General features: G+C 55.5%; 13 protein-coding genes. 8 read left to right on the top strand and 5 right to left on the bottom strand.

Annotated elements, in window-relative coordinates; genetic code table 11:
- Window positions 1-170 precede the first annotated feature (170 nt).
- From BGP77_RS08205 to gcvA, 8 genes are all read left to right on the top strand, one after another.
- The gene (locus BGP77_RS08205; protein WP_108164216.1) at window positions 171-1562 is read left to right on the top strand and encodes a serine hydrolase; all 1392 of its coding nucleotides are present in this window, start codon (window positions 171-173) and stop codon (window positions 1560-1562) included.
- 167 nt (window positions 1563-1729) lie between these two features.
- Window positions 1730-2935 (top strand): aspartate aminotransferase family protein, encoded by a 1206-nt coding sequence (locus BGP77_RS08200; protein ID WP_108164215.1) that lies wholly within the window; start codon window positions 1730-1732, stop codon window positions 2933-2935.
- Between the two features lie 64 nt (window positions 2936-2999).
- Complete coding sequence (locus BGP77_RS08195) at window positions 3000-4013, top strand: arginine N-succinyltransferase (RefSeq protein ID WP_108164214.1); 1014 nt, start codon at window positions 3000-3002, stop codon at window positions 4011-4013.
- Window positions 4014-4024: 11 nt separating this feature from the next.
- Window positions 4025-5074: an arginine N-succinyltransferase gene (gene astA / locus BGP77_RS08190; protein WP_108164213.1), complete on the top strand. Its 1050-nt coding sequence runs from the start codon at window positions 4025-4027 to the stop codon at window positions 5072-5074.
- Window positions 5067-6536: a succinylglutamate-semialdehyde dehydrogenase gene (astD, locus tag BGP77_RS08185; protein WP_108164212.1), complete on the top strand. Its 1470-nt coding sequence runs from the start codon at window positions 5067-5069 to the stop codon at window positions 6534-6536. Before astA ends, astD begins: the two co-directional genes overlap by 8 nt.
- On the top strand, window positions 6533-7873 hold the full coding sequence (astB, locus tag BGP77_RS08180; protein ID WP_108164211.1) for an N-succinylarginine dihydrolase: 1341 nt from the start codon (window positions 6533-6535) through the stop codon (window positions 7871-7873). Before astD ends, astB begins: the two co-directional genes overlap by 4 nt.
- Window positions 7874-8044: 171 nt before the next feature.
- Entirely contained in the window at window positions 8045-9454 is a 1410-nt protein-coding gene (locus BGP77_RS08175; protein WP_108164210.1) for a hypothetical protein, read from the top strand.
- 63 nt (window positions 9455-9517) lie between these two features.
- The gene (gene gcvA / locus BGP77_RS08170; RefSeq protein ID WP_108164209.1) at window positions 9518-10459 is read left to right on the top strand and encodes a transcriptional regulator GcvA; all 942 of its coding nucleotides are present in this window, start codon (window positions 9518-9520) and stop codon (window positions 10457-10459) included.
- Here the strand turns inward: gcvA and BGP77_RS08165 are convergent.
- The 5 genes from BGP77_RS08165 to BGP77_RS08145 form a co-directional block, all read right to left on the bottom strand.
- Window positions 10456-11865 carry a hypothetical protein gene (locus BGP77_RS08165; protein WP_108164208.1) on the bottom strand — a complete coding sequence of 470 codons (1410 nt, stop codon included), beginning with the start codon at window positions 11863-11865 and terminating at the stop codon, window positions 10456-10458. The two genes, gcvA and BGP77_RS08165, sit on opposite strands and share 4 nt — an antisense overlap.
- 97 nt (window positions 11866-11962) lie before the next feature.
- Window positions 11963-13366 (bottom strand): FAD-dependent oxidoreductase, encoded by a 1404-nt coding sequence (locus BGP77_RS08160; protein ID WP_108164207.1) that lies wholly within the window; start codon window positions 13364-13366, stop codon window positions 11963-11965.
- Window positions 13367-13368: 2 nt separating this feature from the next.
- Window positions 13369-14259 (bottom strand): carbohydrate ABC transporter permease, encoded by an 891-nt coding sequence (locus tag BGP77_RS08155; RefSeq protein WP_108164206.1) that lies wholly within the window; start codon window positions 14257-14259, stop codon window positions 13369-13371.
- Window position 14260: 1 nt separating this feature from the next.
- Window positions 14261-15169, bottom strand: a complete 909-nt coding sequence (locus BGP77_RS08150; RefSeq protein ID WP_108164205.1) for a carbohydrate ABC transporter permease — start codon at window positions 15167-15169, stop codon at window positions 14261-14263.
- 71 nt (window positions 15170-15240) lie between these two features.
- Entirely contained in the window at window positions 15241-16491 is a 1251-nt protein-coding gene (locus BGP77_RS08145) for a sugar ABC transporter substrate-binding protein (RefSeq protein ID WP_108164204.1), read from the bottom strand.
- Window positions 16492-16551 lie beyond the last annotated feature (60 nt).

Here is a 16551-nt window from a genome sequence, read left to right as displayed (position 1 = left end):
ACCTTCAAAAAGTCAGATGATTGTTGGGCGCGACTATAGCAGAGGCGAACGCCCAAAGGGCGCTTTTCGGTACCTTCGACCCATAGTCAGGGTGAACCGGGCTAGGCCATACTGACACCACAAACCGCTGTCGAGCGGCACCCGTCGGTTCAGAAAAAGGAAACACATCGATGAAGGACAACCCTCTAGCGCTGCGCTATAGCGCTTTCGTATTTATGCTGGCCAGTCTTGCAGGCTGCATGAGCGTACCCTCCGCAGCGCCAGCCACCATCAACCAAACGGCCGAACAGGTGATGACGCGTTATGACGTGCCCGGTCTGGCGCTGGCGAAAATTGAGCGTGGCCACATCCAATGGATAGGCACCTATGGCCAGGCCGATACCCATCGGCCGGTCGAGCGCAGCACACGCTTTAACGTCGCCTCACTCACCAAACCGTTGTTTGCGGTCGGTTATTTGCACAGCGTTGCCAACGGCAATGCCGATCTGGACGAACCTCTGGCAGAGCACTGGGTCGACCCGGATGTGGCCGATGATCCACGGCTGAACGAATTGACCGCGCGTCTGGCCCTGAGTCACCAGAGCGGCTTCCCCAACTGGCGCGGCAGCGATGGGCTCTACTTTATGTTTGCACCCGGTGAGCGCCATGAATATTCCGGCGAAGGGTTCGAATACGTACGTCGCGCGCTGCAACAACAAACCGACGAACCGATGCCGGTGATGATGCAACAACAAGTGCTCGCCCCTGCCGGCATGGAGAATACGACCTTTGGCTGGCAGCCCGAATTGGCCGGACAAGTTGCCGCCGGTTACGGCGAAGCGGGTAACAATCTCGATCTGGATTTCAGCCGCCGCGAACCCAACGCCGCCGCGAACACCTTTACCACCATCGAAGACTACGGCCGTTTCGCCGCCTGGGTGTCACGCGGTGCCGAGCTCGATCCGGCGTTATTCCAGCAGATGACACAACCGCAATCGGCGCATCCAGACCCACTGGAATTCTGGGGTTTGGGCTGGCGGTTAACGCAACAGGAGGACCGCACGCTCATCGAGCACGATGGCCGCGAACCGGGTATCCGGACCCTGGTGATGATCGACCCGGTCAGCAAACGCGGCCTGGTGATGCTCACCAACAGCTCCAATGGTGAGTTGATCGTGCGTGCCCTGTTACAAGCCACCTGGCCCGATGCCGATGCGGTACTGGCGCAGCGTGACGCCGACACCTGGCACTACTTATCGGCGCTGCCAGAGCCCGCACTACCCGGCATGTTCGGCTTTATCGCCCAGTCGCCTTCTTTCAGTATGAAGTTGCTCTACGCAGCCAAAGCCGGACTGATGGACCATTCCGGCTTATCCGACAGCGAACTGAAACAGGCGGATAAAACACTGGAAGCGTTGATATATCGCCAGTTCAGCGGTGAGGTGGGTGCCGACCAGATGCGCGAGCTGTTTGTGCAATTGGGCGAACCGACGGAACAGGGTTTTCGCTTTGCCAAGGCGCTCAACGCCGAGCAAAGTCGTCAATGGCTGGACGCCGTCGCCGACACCGCCCAGGTTCGCTGAATCACTTAAAGACCCCAAATGCCGGTCACGCGATATAACCCCATGTCGCACCGGCATAACCTTTTTGCCACCGCTATCCTTACACTAGTCCTTTCAATGAACCGGTTATGCTTGGGATGACACTGTCGTCCCAACGCCACACCCCCACTGCAACTATGGAAGTCGATATGAGCGCCATTACCCGAGAACAGTTCGATCAAGTCATGGTCCCCAACTACGCGCCGGGGAAAATCATTCCGGTACGCGGTGAAGGGTCACGAATCTGGGATCAGGACGGCCGCGAATACATCGACTTCGCAGGCGGTATTGCGGTCAGTGCGCTCGGTCACGCCCACCCCAAACTGGTCGGTGCGCTGACCGAACAAGGCCAGAAACTGTGGCACCTGGCCAACGTCATGACCAACGAACCGGCGATCGAGCTGGCGCAGAAACTGACGGATCTCACCTTTGCCGACAAGGTCTACTTCTGCAACTCCGGCGCCGAAGCCAACGAAGCAGCGCTGAAGCTGGCGCGTCGTCATGCTTACTTGAACGTGGGCCCGGAAAAGCACGAGATTATCTCCACCTTGCAATCCTTCCACGGCCGTACTTTGTTCACCGTTTCCGTGGGTGGTCAGGCCAAATACAAAGAAGGGTTTGAGCCGACACCGGGCGGCATCAGCCACGTGCCTTACAACGATCTCGACGCCATGGCCGCCGCCATTTCTGACAAAACGGCCGCCATCATCGTCGAACCCATTCAGGGCGAAGGTGGTATCACGCCAGCGGTTGAAGGGTATCTGCAAGGTTTGCGCGAGTTGTGCGACAAGCACGGCGCCCTGCTGATTTTCGATGAGATTCAGTCCGGTGTAGGCCGCACGGGTTCTCTTTATGCGTACCAACGTTACGGCGTTACACCCGACATTCTGACCACGGCTAAAGCCCTCGGCGGCGGCTTCCCGATTGGCGCCATGCTGACCACCGATGCCGTTGCACCCAGCCTCGGCTTTGGTACTCATGGCTCAACATACGGCGGCAACCCCCTGGCCTGTGCGGTGTCACTGGCGGTACTCGACGTGCTCACCAACGACGGCGTGCTCGATGGCGTTGCTGCGAAATCACAGCATTATTTCGACTCACTGGCGCGCATCAACGAACAGCACAGCGTTTTTAAAGACATTCGCGGCATGGGCCTGTTGATTGGCTGTGAACTGACCGACGACCGCGCCGGCCAGGCCAAAGATCTGCTCGCACTGGCATTGGAAGAAGGCCTGCTGTGCCTGGTCGCCGGGCCCAACGTGCTGCGTTTGGCGCCGGCGTTGAACGTCCCTGATGCCGACATCGATGAAGGCCTGACCCGCCTGGAAAAAGCCATCGCTCGCTTTGTAGGCTAAGTTCACTTTCTGGTTAGATTGGGCCGCGCTGCGGCCCCTTTGCGCAAGAGCAAGAGGAACCATCATGCTCGTCGTCCGACCGAGTCAATTCGCCGATCTGCCCAGCATCGAGCGTTTACTGCACGCAACCGACGCCCGCGTTACCACCTTGCCCAAGGAACGCGACAAGCTGTCAGAAAAAATCACCACATCCGAAGATGCCTTTGCCTCCGGTCTCGACCAGGATGGACCGGCGGCGTTTTTGTTTGTGCTCGAAGACAGTGATCAACAACAACTGCTCGGCACCTCCGGGCTCGACACCGAAGCCGGTGGCGGTTATCCGTTTTTTAACTACCGGCTCGATGAAGTTGTACACGCCTCACACAACCTCAACGTCAGCGCCAAAGTTCCCATTCTGTTTCTGTCGCACGAACTGACTGGCAAAACCTTGCTGCGTTCGTTTTCCATCGAACCGAGCCTGAAAAAAACCGACGCTTTTGAATTGCTCTCCCGCGCTCGGCTGCTGTTTATCGCGTGTTTACCGGAACGTTTTCAGCGCCAGGTGATCGTCGAGGTGCAAGGCATTTTTGACGAAAAAGGCGATTGTCCGTTCTGGGATGGCGTGGGTCGTCATTTCTTCGGCATCGACTTTAATACCGCCGATTATTATTGCTCAGTAAAAAGCAAAACCTTTATGTCGGAACTGATTCCGCAACACCCGGTTTATGTACCGCTGTTGCCGGAACGCGCACGTAATACCATTGGTCAGAATCAGCAAGCCGCCAATCGCGCCTGCAGTCTCTTCTATCGCGAAGGCTTTGAGAAAACGCCCTTTATCGACCCCTTCGATGGCGGCCCGGTATTGTCGGGCGAAGTCCGCGACTTGCACACCGTCAAACAGGTGCGTTTCAAAAAGGCGCGACCCAGTGATGTGGTCGGCGGTTTGAAATATTTGATCTGCAATCGCTCATTGAAAGATTTCCGTTGCACCATCGGCACCTTGGTTGATGGCATCGGGGAAACCATTCGTCTGCCCTTGGATGTTGCCGAAGCACTTGGCGTCTCCGAAGGCGACCCCATCGCCTACGCGCCGCTGTAAGGGAGGCTGCCATGTACATTCGCCCCGTCACACCGGCCGATATCGAGTACCTCTATTTGATGGCCAAAAATTCCGGTATTGGTGTCACCACCCTGCCCGATAACCGCCAAAAAATGCAGGCCAAGCTCGACAAAGCCGTGGCTTCTTTCAAGCGCGACCTGGAAGAAAAAGACCGGCTGTATTTGTTTGCCATGATCGATTCAGACAGCGATGAAATTGCCGGTATCTGCGCGCTCGAAGCCAGCATCGGTCACGACGACATCTGGTACAATTATCACGTTGGCAAAACCGTTCATATGTCGAAAGACATCGGCGTGCATAAAATCACTCGCACGCTGTATTTGAGCAACGATTTAACTGGCAGTTCGGAAATTTGCACGTTGTTTTTGATGCCGAACTTCCGCAAAAATCAGAACGGTCAATTACTCAGTAAATCGCGTTATCTATTCCTGGCGGAGCACCCGCAACTCTTCGGTCGCGACATTATTGCTGAAATGCGCGGTTACTCCGACGAAGAAGGTCGCTCGCCGTTTTGGGAAAGTCTGGGCCGGCACTTTTTTCAAATGGAATTTTCCGATGCCGACTATTTAACCGGCCTTGGCGACAAAGCGTTTATCGCCGAATTGATGCCGAAGTTTCCGATTTATGTACCCATGCTTTCGGCCGATGCACAGGAAGCTTTCGGTCGCGTACACCCGGATACCGAACCGGCGCTGGCCATGCTGCAAGCCGAAGGTTTCGACTTTAACGGTTACATCGACATCTTCGATGGCGGCCCGACCGTTTCCGCCAAGATCAAAGAAATTCGCGCCGTGCGCGACAGCAAACTCTACAGCGTTAAAATTGACGATCAGGCCCCCCTGCCTGACCTCACCCGCAAAGACGGTTTAACGCTGGTGTCCAACCGCGGGTTCGATAATTTCCGCGTGTGTTTGGTAGCCACCAACGCGATCAACGAATCCACCCTTCATTTAAGCGCTGCCCAGGCCGCAACACTGCAAGTCGCTGACGGCGACTCGGTCCGGGCTGTAACGCTGCGACCGGAGACGACCCATGTCTGATTCCAGCCTTTTTATTAATGGCACCTGGCAAAACGGCCAGGGCGAAAGCCTCGATTCCATCGACCCCGTCAGTCAGGCGGTGGTCTGGTCGGGCAACACCGCCAGCGCCGATGATGTCGATCGCGCCATCGACAGCGCCCGTTCCGCATTTCGAGCCTGGCGCAAAACGCCACTCGATGTTCGTTTGGCCATCTGTGAACGCTTTGCGCAACTGCTGGAAACCCACAAAGAAGCCCTGGCACATTCCATCGCCAGCGAAACCGGCAAGCCGCTTTGGGAAGCACGCACCGAAGTCGGCGCCATGATTGGCAAGGTGGGTATTTCAGCCAAAGCGTACGACGAACGCACCGGCGAAAAACATTCAGACATCCCTGGCGGCGAAGCGGTGTTGCGCCATCGTCCTCACGGCGTGGTTGCGGTTTTCGGTCCGTACAACTTTCCCGGCCATCTGCCGAATGGTCACATCGTTCCGGCCTTGATTGCGGGCAATACCGTGGTGTTTAAACCGAGCGAACTCACGCCCAAAACCGGCGAAGAAACATTGAAACTGTGGCAAGCCGCCGGCTTACCGGATGGCGTTATCAATCTGGTTCAGGGCGCTAAGGAAACCGGCGTTGCCCTGGCCGGTCATCCCGGCATTGATGGCCTGTTCTTCACCGGCTCCTCCAACACCGGCGAACTGTTGCATCAGCAATACGGCGGCCAGCCCGGGAAGATTCTGGCGCTGGAAATGGGCGGCAATAACCCCTTGATTGTCGACGACAACATCGACGTCGACGGTGCACTGCATCATGTATTGTTCAGCGCTTTTATTTCTGCCGGCCAGCGCTGCACGTGCGCGCGTCGTTTGTTCATTCCACGCGGTGACATGGGCGATGCCTTTCTGGAAAAGCTCATTGCTGCAACACGCAACCTCAGCGTCGGTCACTGGGATGCCGAAGAGCAGCCTTTTATGGGCTCGGTGGTGTCTTTGGCCGCGGCTGAAAATCTGCTCACCGCCCAACGCAATCTGGTCGATCTGGGCGGTAAAATATTGCTGGAAATGAAATCCGCGGAAGCCGGTACTGCCTTGCTGACACCGGGCATCATTGACCTGACCGACGCGCGCGACGTACCCGATACCGAATATTTCGGTCCGTTACTCAGCGTCTATCGGTACGATCATTTCGAAGATGCGCTGATGGGTGCCAACAACACCCGCTATGGTCTTTCGGCTGGTTTGCTGTCGAACAGCAAAGCCAAGTACGACTGGTTCCTGGAAGAAATCCGCGCGGGCATCGTGAACTGGAATAAACCGATTACCGGTGCTGCCAGTACCGCGCCATTCGGTGGTGTGGGTGCCAGCGGCAACCACCGCGCCTCGGCGTATTACGCGGCTGATTATTGCTCCTATCCGGTTGCTTCCATGGAAAGTGACACGCTGGAAAAACCCGCTCAAACATCGCCGGGTATGAACTTATGACCGCCTTTGAAATGAACCTCGATGGCCTGGTCGGCCCGACGCATAATTACGCGGGGTTGTCGTATGGCAACATCGCTTCGTTGTCGAACGAGCAGTCCGCGTCCAACCCCAAAGAGGCCGCCAAACAGGGCTTGCGTAAAATGAAAGCGCTGGCTGACCGGGGTTTGCGTCAGGGCATTTTATTGCCGCACGAACGCCCGGCGATCTGGGCATTGCGCAACCTGGGTTTCAGCGGCAGTGATGCTCAGGTGCTGGCAAAGGTTGCGCAACAGAATCCGGAAATTCTCAGCGCGGTCAGTTCCGCGTCGTGTATGTGGACCGCTAATGCGGCCACCGTTTCGCCCAGTGCTGACACCGCTGATGGCAAGGTGCATTTCACCGCCGCCAATCTGAACGCCAAATTCCATCGCTCCATCGAGCACCCGACGACCACGGCCATGTTGCAGTCGATTTTCGCCGACGAACGACATTTTGCGCACCACGAAGCATTGCCCGCCGTGAGCTTTTTTGGCGACGAAGGCGCGGCCAATCACACCCGTTTTTGCGGTGCTTACGATGCACCGGGTGTCGAGTTGTTTGTCTATGGTCAGGCGGCTTTTGATCATACAGCCCCAAAACCGGTTAAATTTCCGGCCCGGCAAACACTCGAAGCCAGCCAGGCCATTGCGCGCCTGCACGGGTTGAGTGATCGCCATTCGGTCTTTGCATTGCAAAAGCCCGAAACCATCGATGCCGGTGTCTTTCATAACGACGTTATCGCCGTCGGCAACCGCAATGTGCTGTTTTATCACGACCAGGCGTTTGCCAATACGCAGGCCGTGCTCGATGAATTACAGAGCAAACTGGGGGATGTTGAGTTAATCGCCATCTGCGTTTCCAGTGACGAGGTGTCACTGCAAGACGCCGTTCGATCCTACCTTTTTAACAGCCAGTTACTGAGCGTGGATGACGACACAATGGTGTTGGTCGTGCCTGGGGAGTGCCGTGAAATTCCGGCGGTTTCTGACTACCTCGACGCTCTGGTTGCTGATGCGAACAACCCCATCGATGCCGTCGAAGTGTTCGACCTGAAACAGTCGATGCAAAACGGGGGTGGTCCGGCGTGCCTGAGGTTGCGCGTGGCGCTGAACGAAAGCGAGTATCACGCCATGAACAGCGGCGTCATCCTGACCGATCAACTCTTTAACGACCTCAACACCTGGGTGGATCGTCACTACCGGGATCGCCTGACCCAAGCCGATCTGGCCGATCCTCAGCTGCTGCTGGAAAGCCGCACCGCCCTGGATGAACTGACGCAACTGACGGGGCTCGGTTCGCTTTATCCATTCCAACGCTGAGTCGCTTAGGCTTTCACACCTTTACATCACGACACGGGGTGAAAGCCTTAAATTCAAACGATAAAACCGCCATTGGGGTCAAAAAACCGCGGCAATTATAACGATTTCTCAAACGGACATGGCATAGCCTTAACGATCCAATCTCCAACCCGGATCAAGGATGTCCGTCTGATGCACCGATTCTTCATTCAAGCCATTCGATCGCTCGGCAGTCTCACTCTTTTGATGGTTGGCCAGTTCGTTGGCGCCGAACCCATCACGCCTCACCCAGAAAAAACTCACTTTCCGCCAGCGGCTGTGCTGAGCCTTGAGTTTGATGACGACACTACACTGCGCTTTCACTGGCCAAAGGTATCAGACGCCCGCGTGTATCACCTGCAACACAGCACCGAACCCAATGGCCACTTTGTCGACTTCGCTGCCAACTTGCCTGCGACGTTGCTTCATTATCGGGTATCTCTGCCGCTCAATGACGTTTCGAAACACCACTTTCGTCTGCTCAGTTGCAACAGCGCCGGTTGCAGCACATCCAACCGCGTCACCCTGCACCACAACTCAACAAACACTCGGACACTCGGGCTGCCTCACTTGCACAGCGATTTATTCGGCAGCACCCTTAGCCTGAACAACGACGGCACAGTACTGGCAATCGGCGCGCCGGCCAATCAGGTTCAACGCATCACTTCTGCCGGAACGGTTTACCTCTATCGTCACACGGCCGGCCAATGGCTAAAGCCCGTCATGCTGACTCCAGACATTGCCATGGATGAGTTTGGTTACCGCGTTCAGCTGGATGAAAACGGTCAGGTCATGGCGATTAGCAGCCGCGACCGCCGGCGCAGTGCCACCCATATTTTCACTCGCCAAGACAACAACAAGTGGCAGCGAGGCAACGTCGCTCCCGACTCGACCACCCATACTGGCAGCCCATTGGCCGGATCAAAACGTCTGAGTCTGGCTGGTGATGTACTGGCGGTTGCCACTCAATACGACATCCTCAGCCAGCCACCCAAAAACCAAGAGCACGAAGACATACCGCTGTATCACTCGAAACGATTCGTCGAGATCTTTGAGCAAGGGCCTGACGGCTGGCAAACACCCCGGCGACTTTGGCCCAGCCGTTACCGTAGCGATGCCTACTTTGGTTATGCCATCAGCCTGAGCGGCGACGGCCAGGTTCTGGCGGTGGGCGCTCCGGCGCTGCTCTCCACGAATGAACCATTCCCACGACTGCGTGGCGCCGTCCACCTGTATCAACGCCATCCCAATGGACATTGGGTTTTGCAGACAACGGTGCGTTCGGCGGACCCTCATAACGCCAATTTTTTCGGTCACTCAGTCACTCTAAACGGCAATGGCAGCGTCCTGGCCGTGGGCGCTTTTGAACACGCCAACGCTGCTTCAACAAACGCCTTCGGCGCGGGCCAGGTACAGCTGTTCACCCGAACGGTGTCTACCGACTGGCAACTCAACCACACCTTCCACTCGCCGCAGAATCAACGCATTACCAGCATGAATGACGGACCCACAACCCAGGCGTTGCCCGCTCCGGCGTGGTCATCCAATGATTGGGAGTACTGATCACCCACCACAACGAGCCCGATATCCTGGGCTCGCGACACAGTGCGACGATTACGGCTATACTTGAATTCAGTTCATCCATGGAGCGCCGTCATTCAACGCCTGCCGCCGTTAAACAGCCTACGCAGTTTCGAAGCCGCCGCCCGCCTGGGCAGTTTCCAACAGGCGGCGCGGGAATTATTTGTGACGCCATCAGCGATCAGTCACCAGATCAAATCACTTGAGGCTTTCCTGGAAGTCGACTTGTTTATTCGACAAACCCGTCGCATTGAACTGACCTCTGCTGGCAAGGACTATTTAAAAACCATCCAAAAAGCGCTCAATGACATCGACAAAGCCACCCAGAAACTCACCAATACCCATAACAGTGGTGAGCTGAATCTGGCTGTGGCGCCGGCCTTTTTAACGCGCTGGGTGTTACCGCGCATCAGTCGCTTCTACGACCAGCACCCCAATATCGAACTGGACATTTCGGCGTCGGTCGATCGTATTGATTTTTCGCACAGCAATACCGATATGGCCGTCTATTTCGGCGATGGCCAATGGGAAGATGTCGAGCTCTTACACCTCAAAGACGTTGCACTGGTACCGGTCTGTTCACCGGATCTGCTGAGCGACACGGCGATCGACGGACCGAGCGATCTCACCGCCTTTACGCTGCTGCATGTTATGGAGCGGCCGGACGAGTGGCCGGCTTGGTTTGAAGCGGCAGGCGCTGTTTATCAGGAAACGCGCAAAGGTCAGCACTTTTCCAGCGGTCTCTTAACGGCTCAGGCCGCAGCGCGTGGCTTGGGGGTTGCGCTGACCGATTTGAGTCTGGTCAGCGAAGAGTTTCAAAGTGGTCAATTAGTGGTTGCCTGGCCACTGAAACTGGAACTGGGCAAGGCGCTGTATCTGGTTCATCAAAAAGACCGTCCACTGAGCTTTGCCATGCGCCAGTTCCGTGACTGGATTTTGGCCGAGATGGCGGCCGATGCCGCCCTACCCTCGGCTGACCCTTATTAATCGACAGGTACAAAGCGCACCGAATCGGCAATGGTGCGCCCCTGGTCGCTGGCGGCATCGATTGAAACACGGTTGTTGGCCAGATCATTGGCGTCAAACCAGTAGGTTCCCAGCGACTGCCAGCTGTTGCCATTGATGGTCTGGTTTTTCCAAACTTCCGTCACCTGCCCCTGATGATAAACCCGATACAGTACCGCATCCGGTCGGTTGCTGTTCGCGCTCCAGCGGGCATAAACCTGATACTCACCACTGGCTGGCAGTGTCGGTTGCCAGACCGCCCAAACACCCACATCGGTACCCGAATTTTCATCCACCAAATAGTCCGTGCCCCAATAGCCGTAGGTCGAGTTACTGCTTAGCCAGCCACTGGTGCTGCGCAGGAAACCTGCGCTGTCGTTATCGATAACGATACCCAGGTCGGCTGTCGGCGGCGGATCGCTTTCGTTGGCATAACCAATCTTCTGACTCAGGCGCGGGCCGACCGAATAAAACATGTGCCATTGACCGCTTTCATAGTGCAAAAAAGGCTCAGCCGCTTTGTTGTATTCAGGCCCGGTATTGGCAGGGTTATAAAATACACCGTGATGAATTTCCTGATTAAAACTGGCACCCACTTCCGTGTAATAAATATTACTGGCGCCGTGATACAACACATAATGCTTGCCAGCATCCTGCCAATAAAACGCACCGGAAATATTACTTTGACCGTCCGGACCGGGGGAGACCAGTGCACCATCACGTGGTGTGAAATGCTTACCATCGTCCGACGTTGCCAGCGCAATACTGCGCGTACCATTGCGGTTCACCATCAACACCATGGTGTAACGATCACCCCAAGTTGGGATGGTGTACTCGAACACCCGGGCGTATGAGGTTTCAGTAAAACCACTGCCAAAGGCCGCATTAAAATCGGCTGCTGTAACGGCAACATTATCGTTCGCCAATGTCCAATTCAGACCATCGGTCGACCAGGCCCAGCGAGTCGTATTGTTCTCCCCATGAAAGTACAGGAAGTATTTGTTGTATTGTGGCATCCAGACAACGTTTGGACTGGATACATGTGACACCGCCGAAACCCCTAGCTGCCCCTGACCGGTGTTGTCGATCAACGGATTGCCCGCGTATTCGGTATAAGGACCTCCGATGTTATCGGCGTAAGCCACTTTAATGTCGCCGGGTGCATCGTGCGGCGCAAAATACAGATAGTAGTCACCGAGTGGATTGGCAACATGATCGGCCACTCGCAACAAGCTGGGGAAAATAATTTCGCCAGTCAGATCTTCAGCCAGATTGGCAGGATCGACCACCACACTCTGATGATTAAAATTCGGTGGCGCCGCATAAAGCCCAACCGCTGTCATTAAGCCAAACAAGGTGGCTAATAATTGCTTCGAAAGTTTTGTCATTGTTATGTCCTCGAAGTGGATTAAATGAAACCGTACCGAGCGATAAACCTCCCTTTAAAAAAAACGGCGACCCGAAAGCCGCCGAATACATTGGATATTACAATTTCAGTTTGGCGCCCTGATCTTGCAACGCCTGCTGCACCGCTTTCGGATCAAGATCGGCCACGCTGACGTTCCGAGACGCTGCCAACGCCGCTGCCGCACCCGCTGCCTGACCGATGGACATGGCAATGGGCGTTACCCGTATCGCGGAAAACGCATTGTGATCAGCGCTGATGCAACGGCCAGCGACCACCAGGTTTCGAATTTCATTCGCATAGAGACTGCGCAGTGGCACGTAATAGGTGTGATTGGGCGACAGGTGAATCGACTCGGTCGCCTCTTTATCGGGTGAATGCACATCAATCGGATAAGCGCCCTGCACAACGGTGTCGTCAAATTTCACCTGATTCATCACATCATCCGCGGTCAATGTATAAGCGCCTTTGATGCGACGAGAATCACGCACACCGACGTGATAAGGCGTCGACAACAACACACTGTTTTCAAAGCCGATGGCTTCGTCTTTCAAGAACCGAAAGATCTGATAACACTGACGTCGCCCTTCGATTTCGGCGCGCGTGACATCCCAGGGATTGGTCGCATCGAAACCCTGTAAGCGCGAGGAATTAACCACCACGGTGCCGCGCTCATGGGTTTCAAAAAACAAAATGTACTCACGCGGAATGGTGACGTTGTTACGCCGACGATAATCCATCCACTGCTTACCAAACGCTTTTAAACTGAGTCGCTCAGTTGCCAGCGCACGTCGCACACCTTCCTCAGGACCTTTATCGAATTCATAATGATCCGGGTTCGCCTGAACATCGGCGCGGATGCGATCAATATCAACGCCAGCAATCTTCACATTCATGGTCATCGGCTGAGTGGCGTGGTCGCCTTCGCGGCCCATCTCGAAGGGAATGCCGGCGCGTGACGACAAATCGCCATCGCCGGTGGCGTCAATAAAGTGGTCCGCCGTCACTTCCGACAAGCCCCCTTTGTTACACACCACCAGATGCTCAATGCGTCCGTCTTCGACTTTCACATCGGCAAGCATGGTGTGATAGAGAATGTCGGCACCGGCGTCTACCACCATCTCTTCCAGCACGCGCTTCAACGCTTCGGCATCAAAGGGCGTTACCGTGGAACAATAGGTGACGGAGTCGATCACATGGCCCGGTGAAGCGCCTAAAGCTTTTAGCCGCTCAACCATCTCATCCGCCAACCCCCAGACCACTTGTTCGCCCGCTGGATTGTGAAACGACATCATGGGGCTGACGCCCATCATGGTCAGTGTTCCACCGAGAAAACCGCCGCGTTCAATCAACAGTGTTTTCACTCCCAAACGTGCGGCCATGGTGGCGGCCATCGCACCGGATGGACCGCCGCCCATCACCACCAATTGGTAATGCGGTGCAGGTTGTGTGGCTACGGTGGTGGTTTTCGTTGCTTGAGTCATGGTTACCCCTTAACGCCCGACATCGCGAAACTTTCGACGATTTGCCGCTGGGCGATGATGTACACCAACAAGACCGGAATGACCGACAGCGACGTCGCTGCCAGTTGCAGATGCCACAACGGCAGGCCGTAGGCATCGGAGAAGTTGGTCAGTGCCAGTGGTACGGTGAATTTGTCCAGATCACTGAGGAACACCAACGGCTCCAGCAGCAGATTCCAGGAATGCAGAAAGGAAATGATGGCGACCGCGGCCAGTGCCGGTTTCGACAATGGCAGTGCAATGCGCCAGAAGATGCCGAAGCGACTGAGGCCATCGAGCTTAGCCGCTTCTTCCAGTTCCACCGGCAAGGCCGCGAAGAACTGGCGCATCAAAAAGGTGGCGATGATGCCTTGCGAACCGAATACCGGCAGCAGGATCAACGGCCAATGGGTATTCACCAAGCCCAGATGTTTCATCCAGTAGAAGTTGGGAATAATGGTGACTTCCTCGGGCATCATCAGACCCATCAACAGGAAGACAAAGATGAAATTACTGCCGCGAAATTTCAGCCGCGCAAAGGCGTAACCCGCCATCGATGCAACCGCCAGAATTAACATGGTAACGGCGGCAGCAATGTACAACGAATTAAAATACTGCTGCGCAAAGGGCTGATAACTGAAGATCTCGACGTAGTTTTCCCAGGCCGGACTTTCCGGAATCAACTTGGGTGGAAAAGCGGTGATTTCGCTTTGCGTTTTCAGCGATCCGGACAGCATCCAGATAAAGGGAAACACGAACGGAATACTCAGGCCGATCAGCGCCAGGTACCAGCAGATCTTTTTCAACGACAGGCGAATTAATCGACTTCGGTCACCGGCATCAAAGGAGCGCGAAGAATGAACGAAACTAGTCATCTCAATTGCTCTCCTTCTTCATAAGCCATTGCGCCAAGGTCAGACCGAGCGTGACAAAAAACAGCACCACGGCGAGCGCACTGGCATAACCCACTTCGAAAAATTCGAAAGCGCGTTCGTAGATGTAATACGCGAGTACCAGGGTAGCGTTTTCCGGTCCACCCCCGGTCATCAGGTAGATGTGATCGAAGACTTTCAACGAACCAACGACAGTAACGATGCTGATCACTAAGGTGGTAGGCGCCAGCATTGGCCAGGTCAGATGACGGAATATATGCCAGCGACCCGCACCATCCAGCGTCGCGGCTTCGGCGTAGTCACGCGGTATGGTTTGCAACGCAGCCAGATATAAAATCATATTCAGGCCGACGTTTTTCAGTACTCGGGTAACGATGACGCTGACCATGGCCCAGTCCGGCTGCCGCAACCAGTTCGGACCATCAATGCCGACCAGCGCCAGCATCTGATTGATGCCACCGGATTCTTTTTGCAGCAAAAAAGTCCACACAATGGCCCAGGCTGCACCGGCGGTTACCACAGGCGCAAAGAACAGAGTGCGGAACACGATGACACCATGAAACGCGCGATTCAGTGCCAGTGCCAATACCAAAGCGAGCGCCACATTTAATGGCACCAGGCCAGCGGCGAACACCAGAGAGTTGCGCAGCACTTCCCAGAATTCAGGATTCTCAAACAGAATGTCGCGGTAATTTTCCAACCCAACAAAGCTGGATTGCTGCGATAAAATATTCCACTCGGTCAGCGAATACACAAAGATGGCGACCAGGGGACCGACAAAAAACAAACAGAAACCGGTCAGCAATGGGCTGATGAATAACCAGCCCGACAGGCTTTCGTAAAAGTGCGCCGATCGATTGGTTGGTGTGGTGACGACAGGTGTCGAAGACATAGTTCTTACCAGACGAAACAAAACAGGGGGCGCCAGCAACCGACGCCCGTTTTACTCAGGACAGCCGCTGATTACAGCTCGCGTTCAATACGACGGCAGGCATCGCCCAACACTTCTGCGACATCAACGTCAGGCAGCCACAGACGATCCAGCGTGCCACGGGTTGCGGACTTGATCATCGGCAGACGCTCGTGCGCCGGCAGCACTCGACCGTGCTCAATTTGCTCACCGACCACCGTCATCATGGCTTCATTCAGGCGCGGGTTAGAGTTCAAAAAGGCGGTCGATGCCAATACGGAGGTACGCGCTGGCGGGAAGTATTCGGCCATGCGTTCAACACCGATCTGACTGGTCATGTACGCCAAAAACTCCGTCGCCAGTTCAGCATTCGGGCTGCCCTTAAACACCACGATGGCGGCCTGACCGATGATCGGGCTGGCGCCTGCCGGACCGGACGGCATCGGAGCAATGCCCCAGTCAAAATCAGCGTCATCAAGCTTGGATGCGCGTGAGATCTGGGTGTAGGTCAACGCCGATTGGCCGTTGAAGAAGTCGCCCATTTCACCCGGCGGTACCGCTGATTGATCGGCAAAAATCATGTCGTGATACAGCTCAACCGCTTGCACGGCTTCCGGGCTATCCAGGGTGCAGGTGTCGCCTTCCCAGACATCACCACCGTAGGCGCGAATTAACGGTACCAAGGTGTCCCAGACGCGGCTGTCGTAGCCTTGACCGTCCATCGATTCAAAACCGTATTGGCCGTTGCTGGCATCCGCCAGTTGAACGGCCGACTCGCGCAGCGTTTCCCAAGTCCAATCGCCGCGGGCAGCCAACTCAGATGGGTTGTCGAGACCGGCTTCTTCGAATAAATCGGCGTTGTAGAAAACAACGAAGGGCGAGGTGGAGAACGGCACACCATAGAGAGCGTCATCCTTGTACCACAGCCCCATGGCGGAATCGGCAAAGTCATCCAGTTGATACTCGGTGTTGGCGGTCAGCGTCGGACCGACGTCCTGCAGTACGTTGGATTCGATAAAGGTCGGCGCTGCGCCTTCGAGCATCCAACCCAAATCCGGTGGGTTACCACCGCCAATTTGCAGCGTCAGCTTCTGGATGTAATCGCCGAAGGGGATGGTTTCGAACTGAACGTTCACATCCGGATGGGTTTCACGAAAGCCATCCGCGAATTCGTTGAGCATGCCCAGATGAGCCGCGCTGCCAGTCCAGACGGTGAATCTCAGGTCTTCTGCCTGGCTGTGAGAACTGATCGCCAAGCCGAGGCCCAAAGCGACAGTGGTGGTTTTGATTAAGCGCATTATCATTTAAACCTCTTTGTTGTTTTTGTTACGAGTGGACTCCGCTGTCCGCTGGGTTCCTAGGGT

Origin of the sequence: Saccharospirillum sp. MSK14-1 (assembly GCF_003054965.1) — a bacterium.
In the GTDB taxonomy this organism is placed as follows: Bacteria; Pseudomonadota; Gammaproteobacteria; order Pseudomonadales; family Natronospirillaceae; genus Saccharospirillum.
This window is presented reverse-complemented; position numbering and strand designations above follow the sequence as displayed.

Excerpts from the sequence above, each read along its gene's own strand:
- BGP77_RS08165 (WP_108164208.1), bottom strand. The coding sequence starts at position 11,865 with ATGACAAAACTTTCGAAGCAATTATTAGCCACCTTGTTTGGCTTAATG.
- BGP77_RS08155 (WP_108164206.1), bottom strand. The coding sequence starts at position 14,259 with ATGACTAGTTTCGTTCATTCTTCGCGCTCCTTTGATGCCGGTGACCGA.
- BGP77_RS08175 (WP_108164210.1), top strand. The coding sequence starts at position 8,045 with ATGCACCGATTCTTCATTCAAGCCATTCGATCGCTCGGCAGTCTCACT.
- BGP77_RS08200 (WP_108164215.1), top strand. The coding sequence starts at position 1,730 with ATGAGCGCCATTACCCGAGAACAGTTCGATCAAGTCATGGTCCCCAAC.
- astB (WP_108164211.1), top strand. The coding sequence starts at position 6,533 with ATGACCGCCTTTGAAATGAACCTCGATGGCCTGGTCGGCCCGACGCAT.
- BGP77_RS08145 (WP_108164204.1), bottom strand. The coding sequence starts at position 16,491 with ATGATAATGCGCTTAATCAAAACCACCACTGTCGCTTTGGGCCTCGGC.
- astD (WP_108164212.1), top strand. The coding sequence starts at position 5,067 with ATGTCTGATTCCAGCCTTTTTATTAATGGCACCTGGCAAAACGGCCAG.
- BGP77_RS08205 (WP_108164216.1), top strand. The coding sequence starts at position 171 with ATGAAGGACAACCCTCTAGCGCTGCGCTATAGCGCTTTCGTATTTATG.
- BGP77_RS08195 (WP_108164214.1), top strand. The coding sequence starts at position 3,000 with ATGCTCGTCGTCCGACCGAGTCAATTCGCCGATCTGCCCAGCATCGAG.
- astA (WP_108164213.1), top strand. The coding sequence starts at position 4,025 with ATGTACATTCGCCCCGTCACACCGGCCGATATCGAGTACCTCTATTTG.
- BGP77_RS08160 (WP_108164207.1), bottom strand. The coding sequence starts at position 13,366 with ATGACTCAAGCAACGAAAACCACCACCGTAGCCACACAACCTGCACCG.
- BGP77_RS08150 (WP_108164205.1), bottom strand. The coding sequence starts at position 15,169 with ATGTCTTCGACACCTGTCGTCACCACACCAACCAATCGATCGGCGCAC.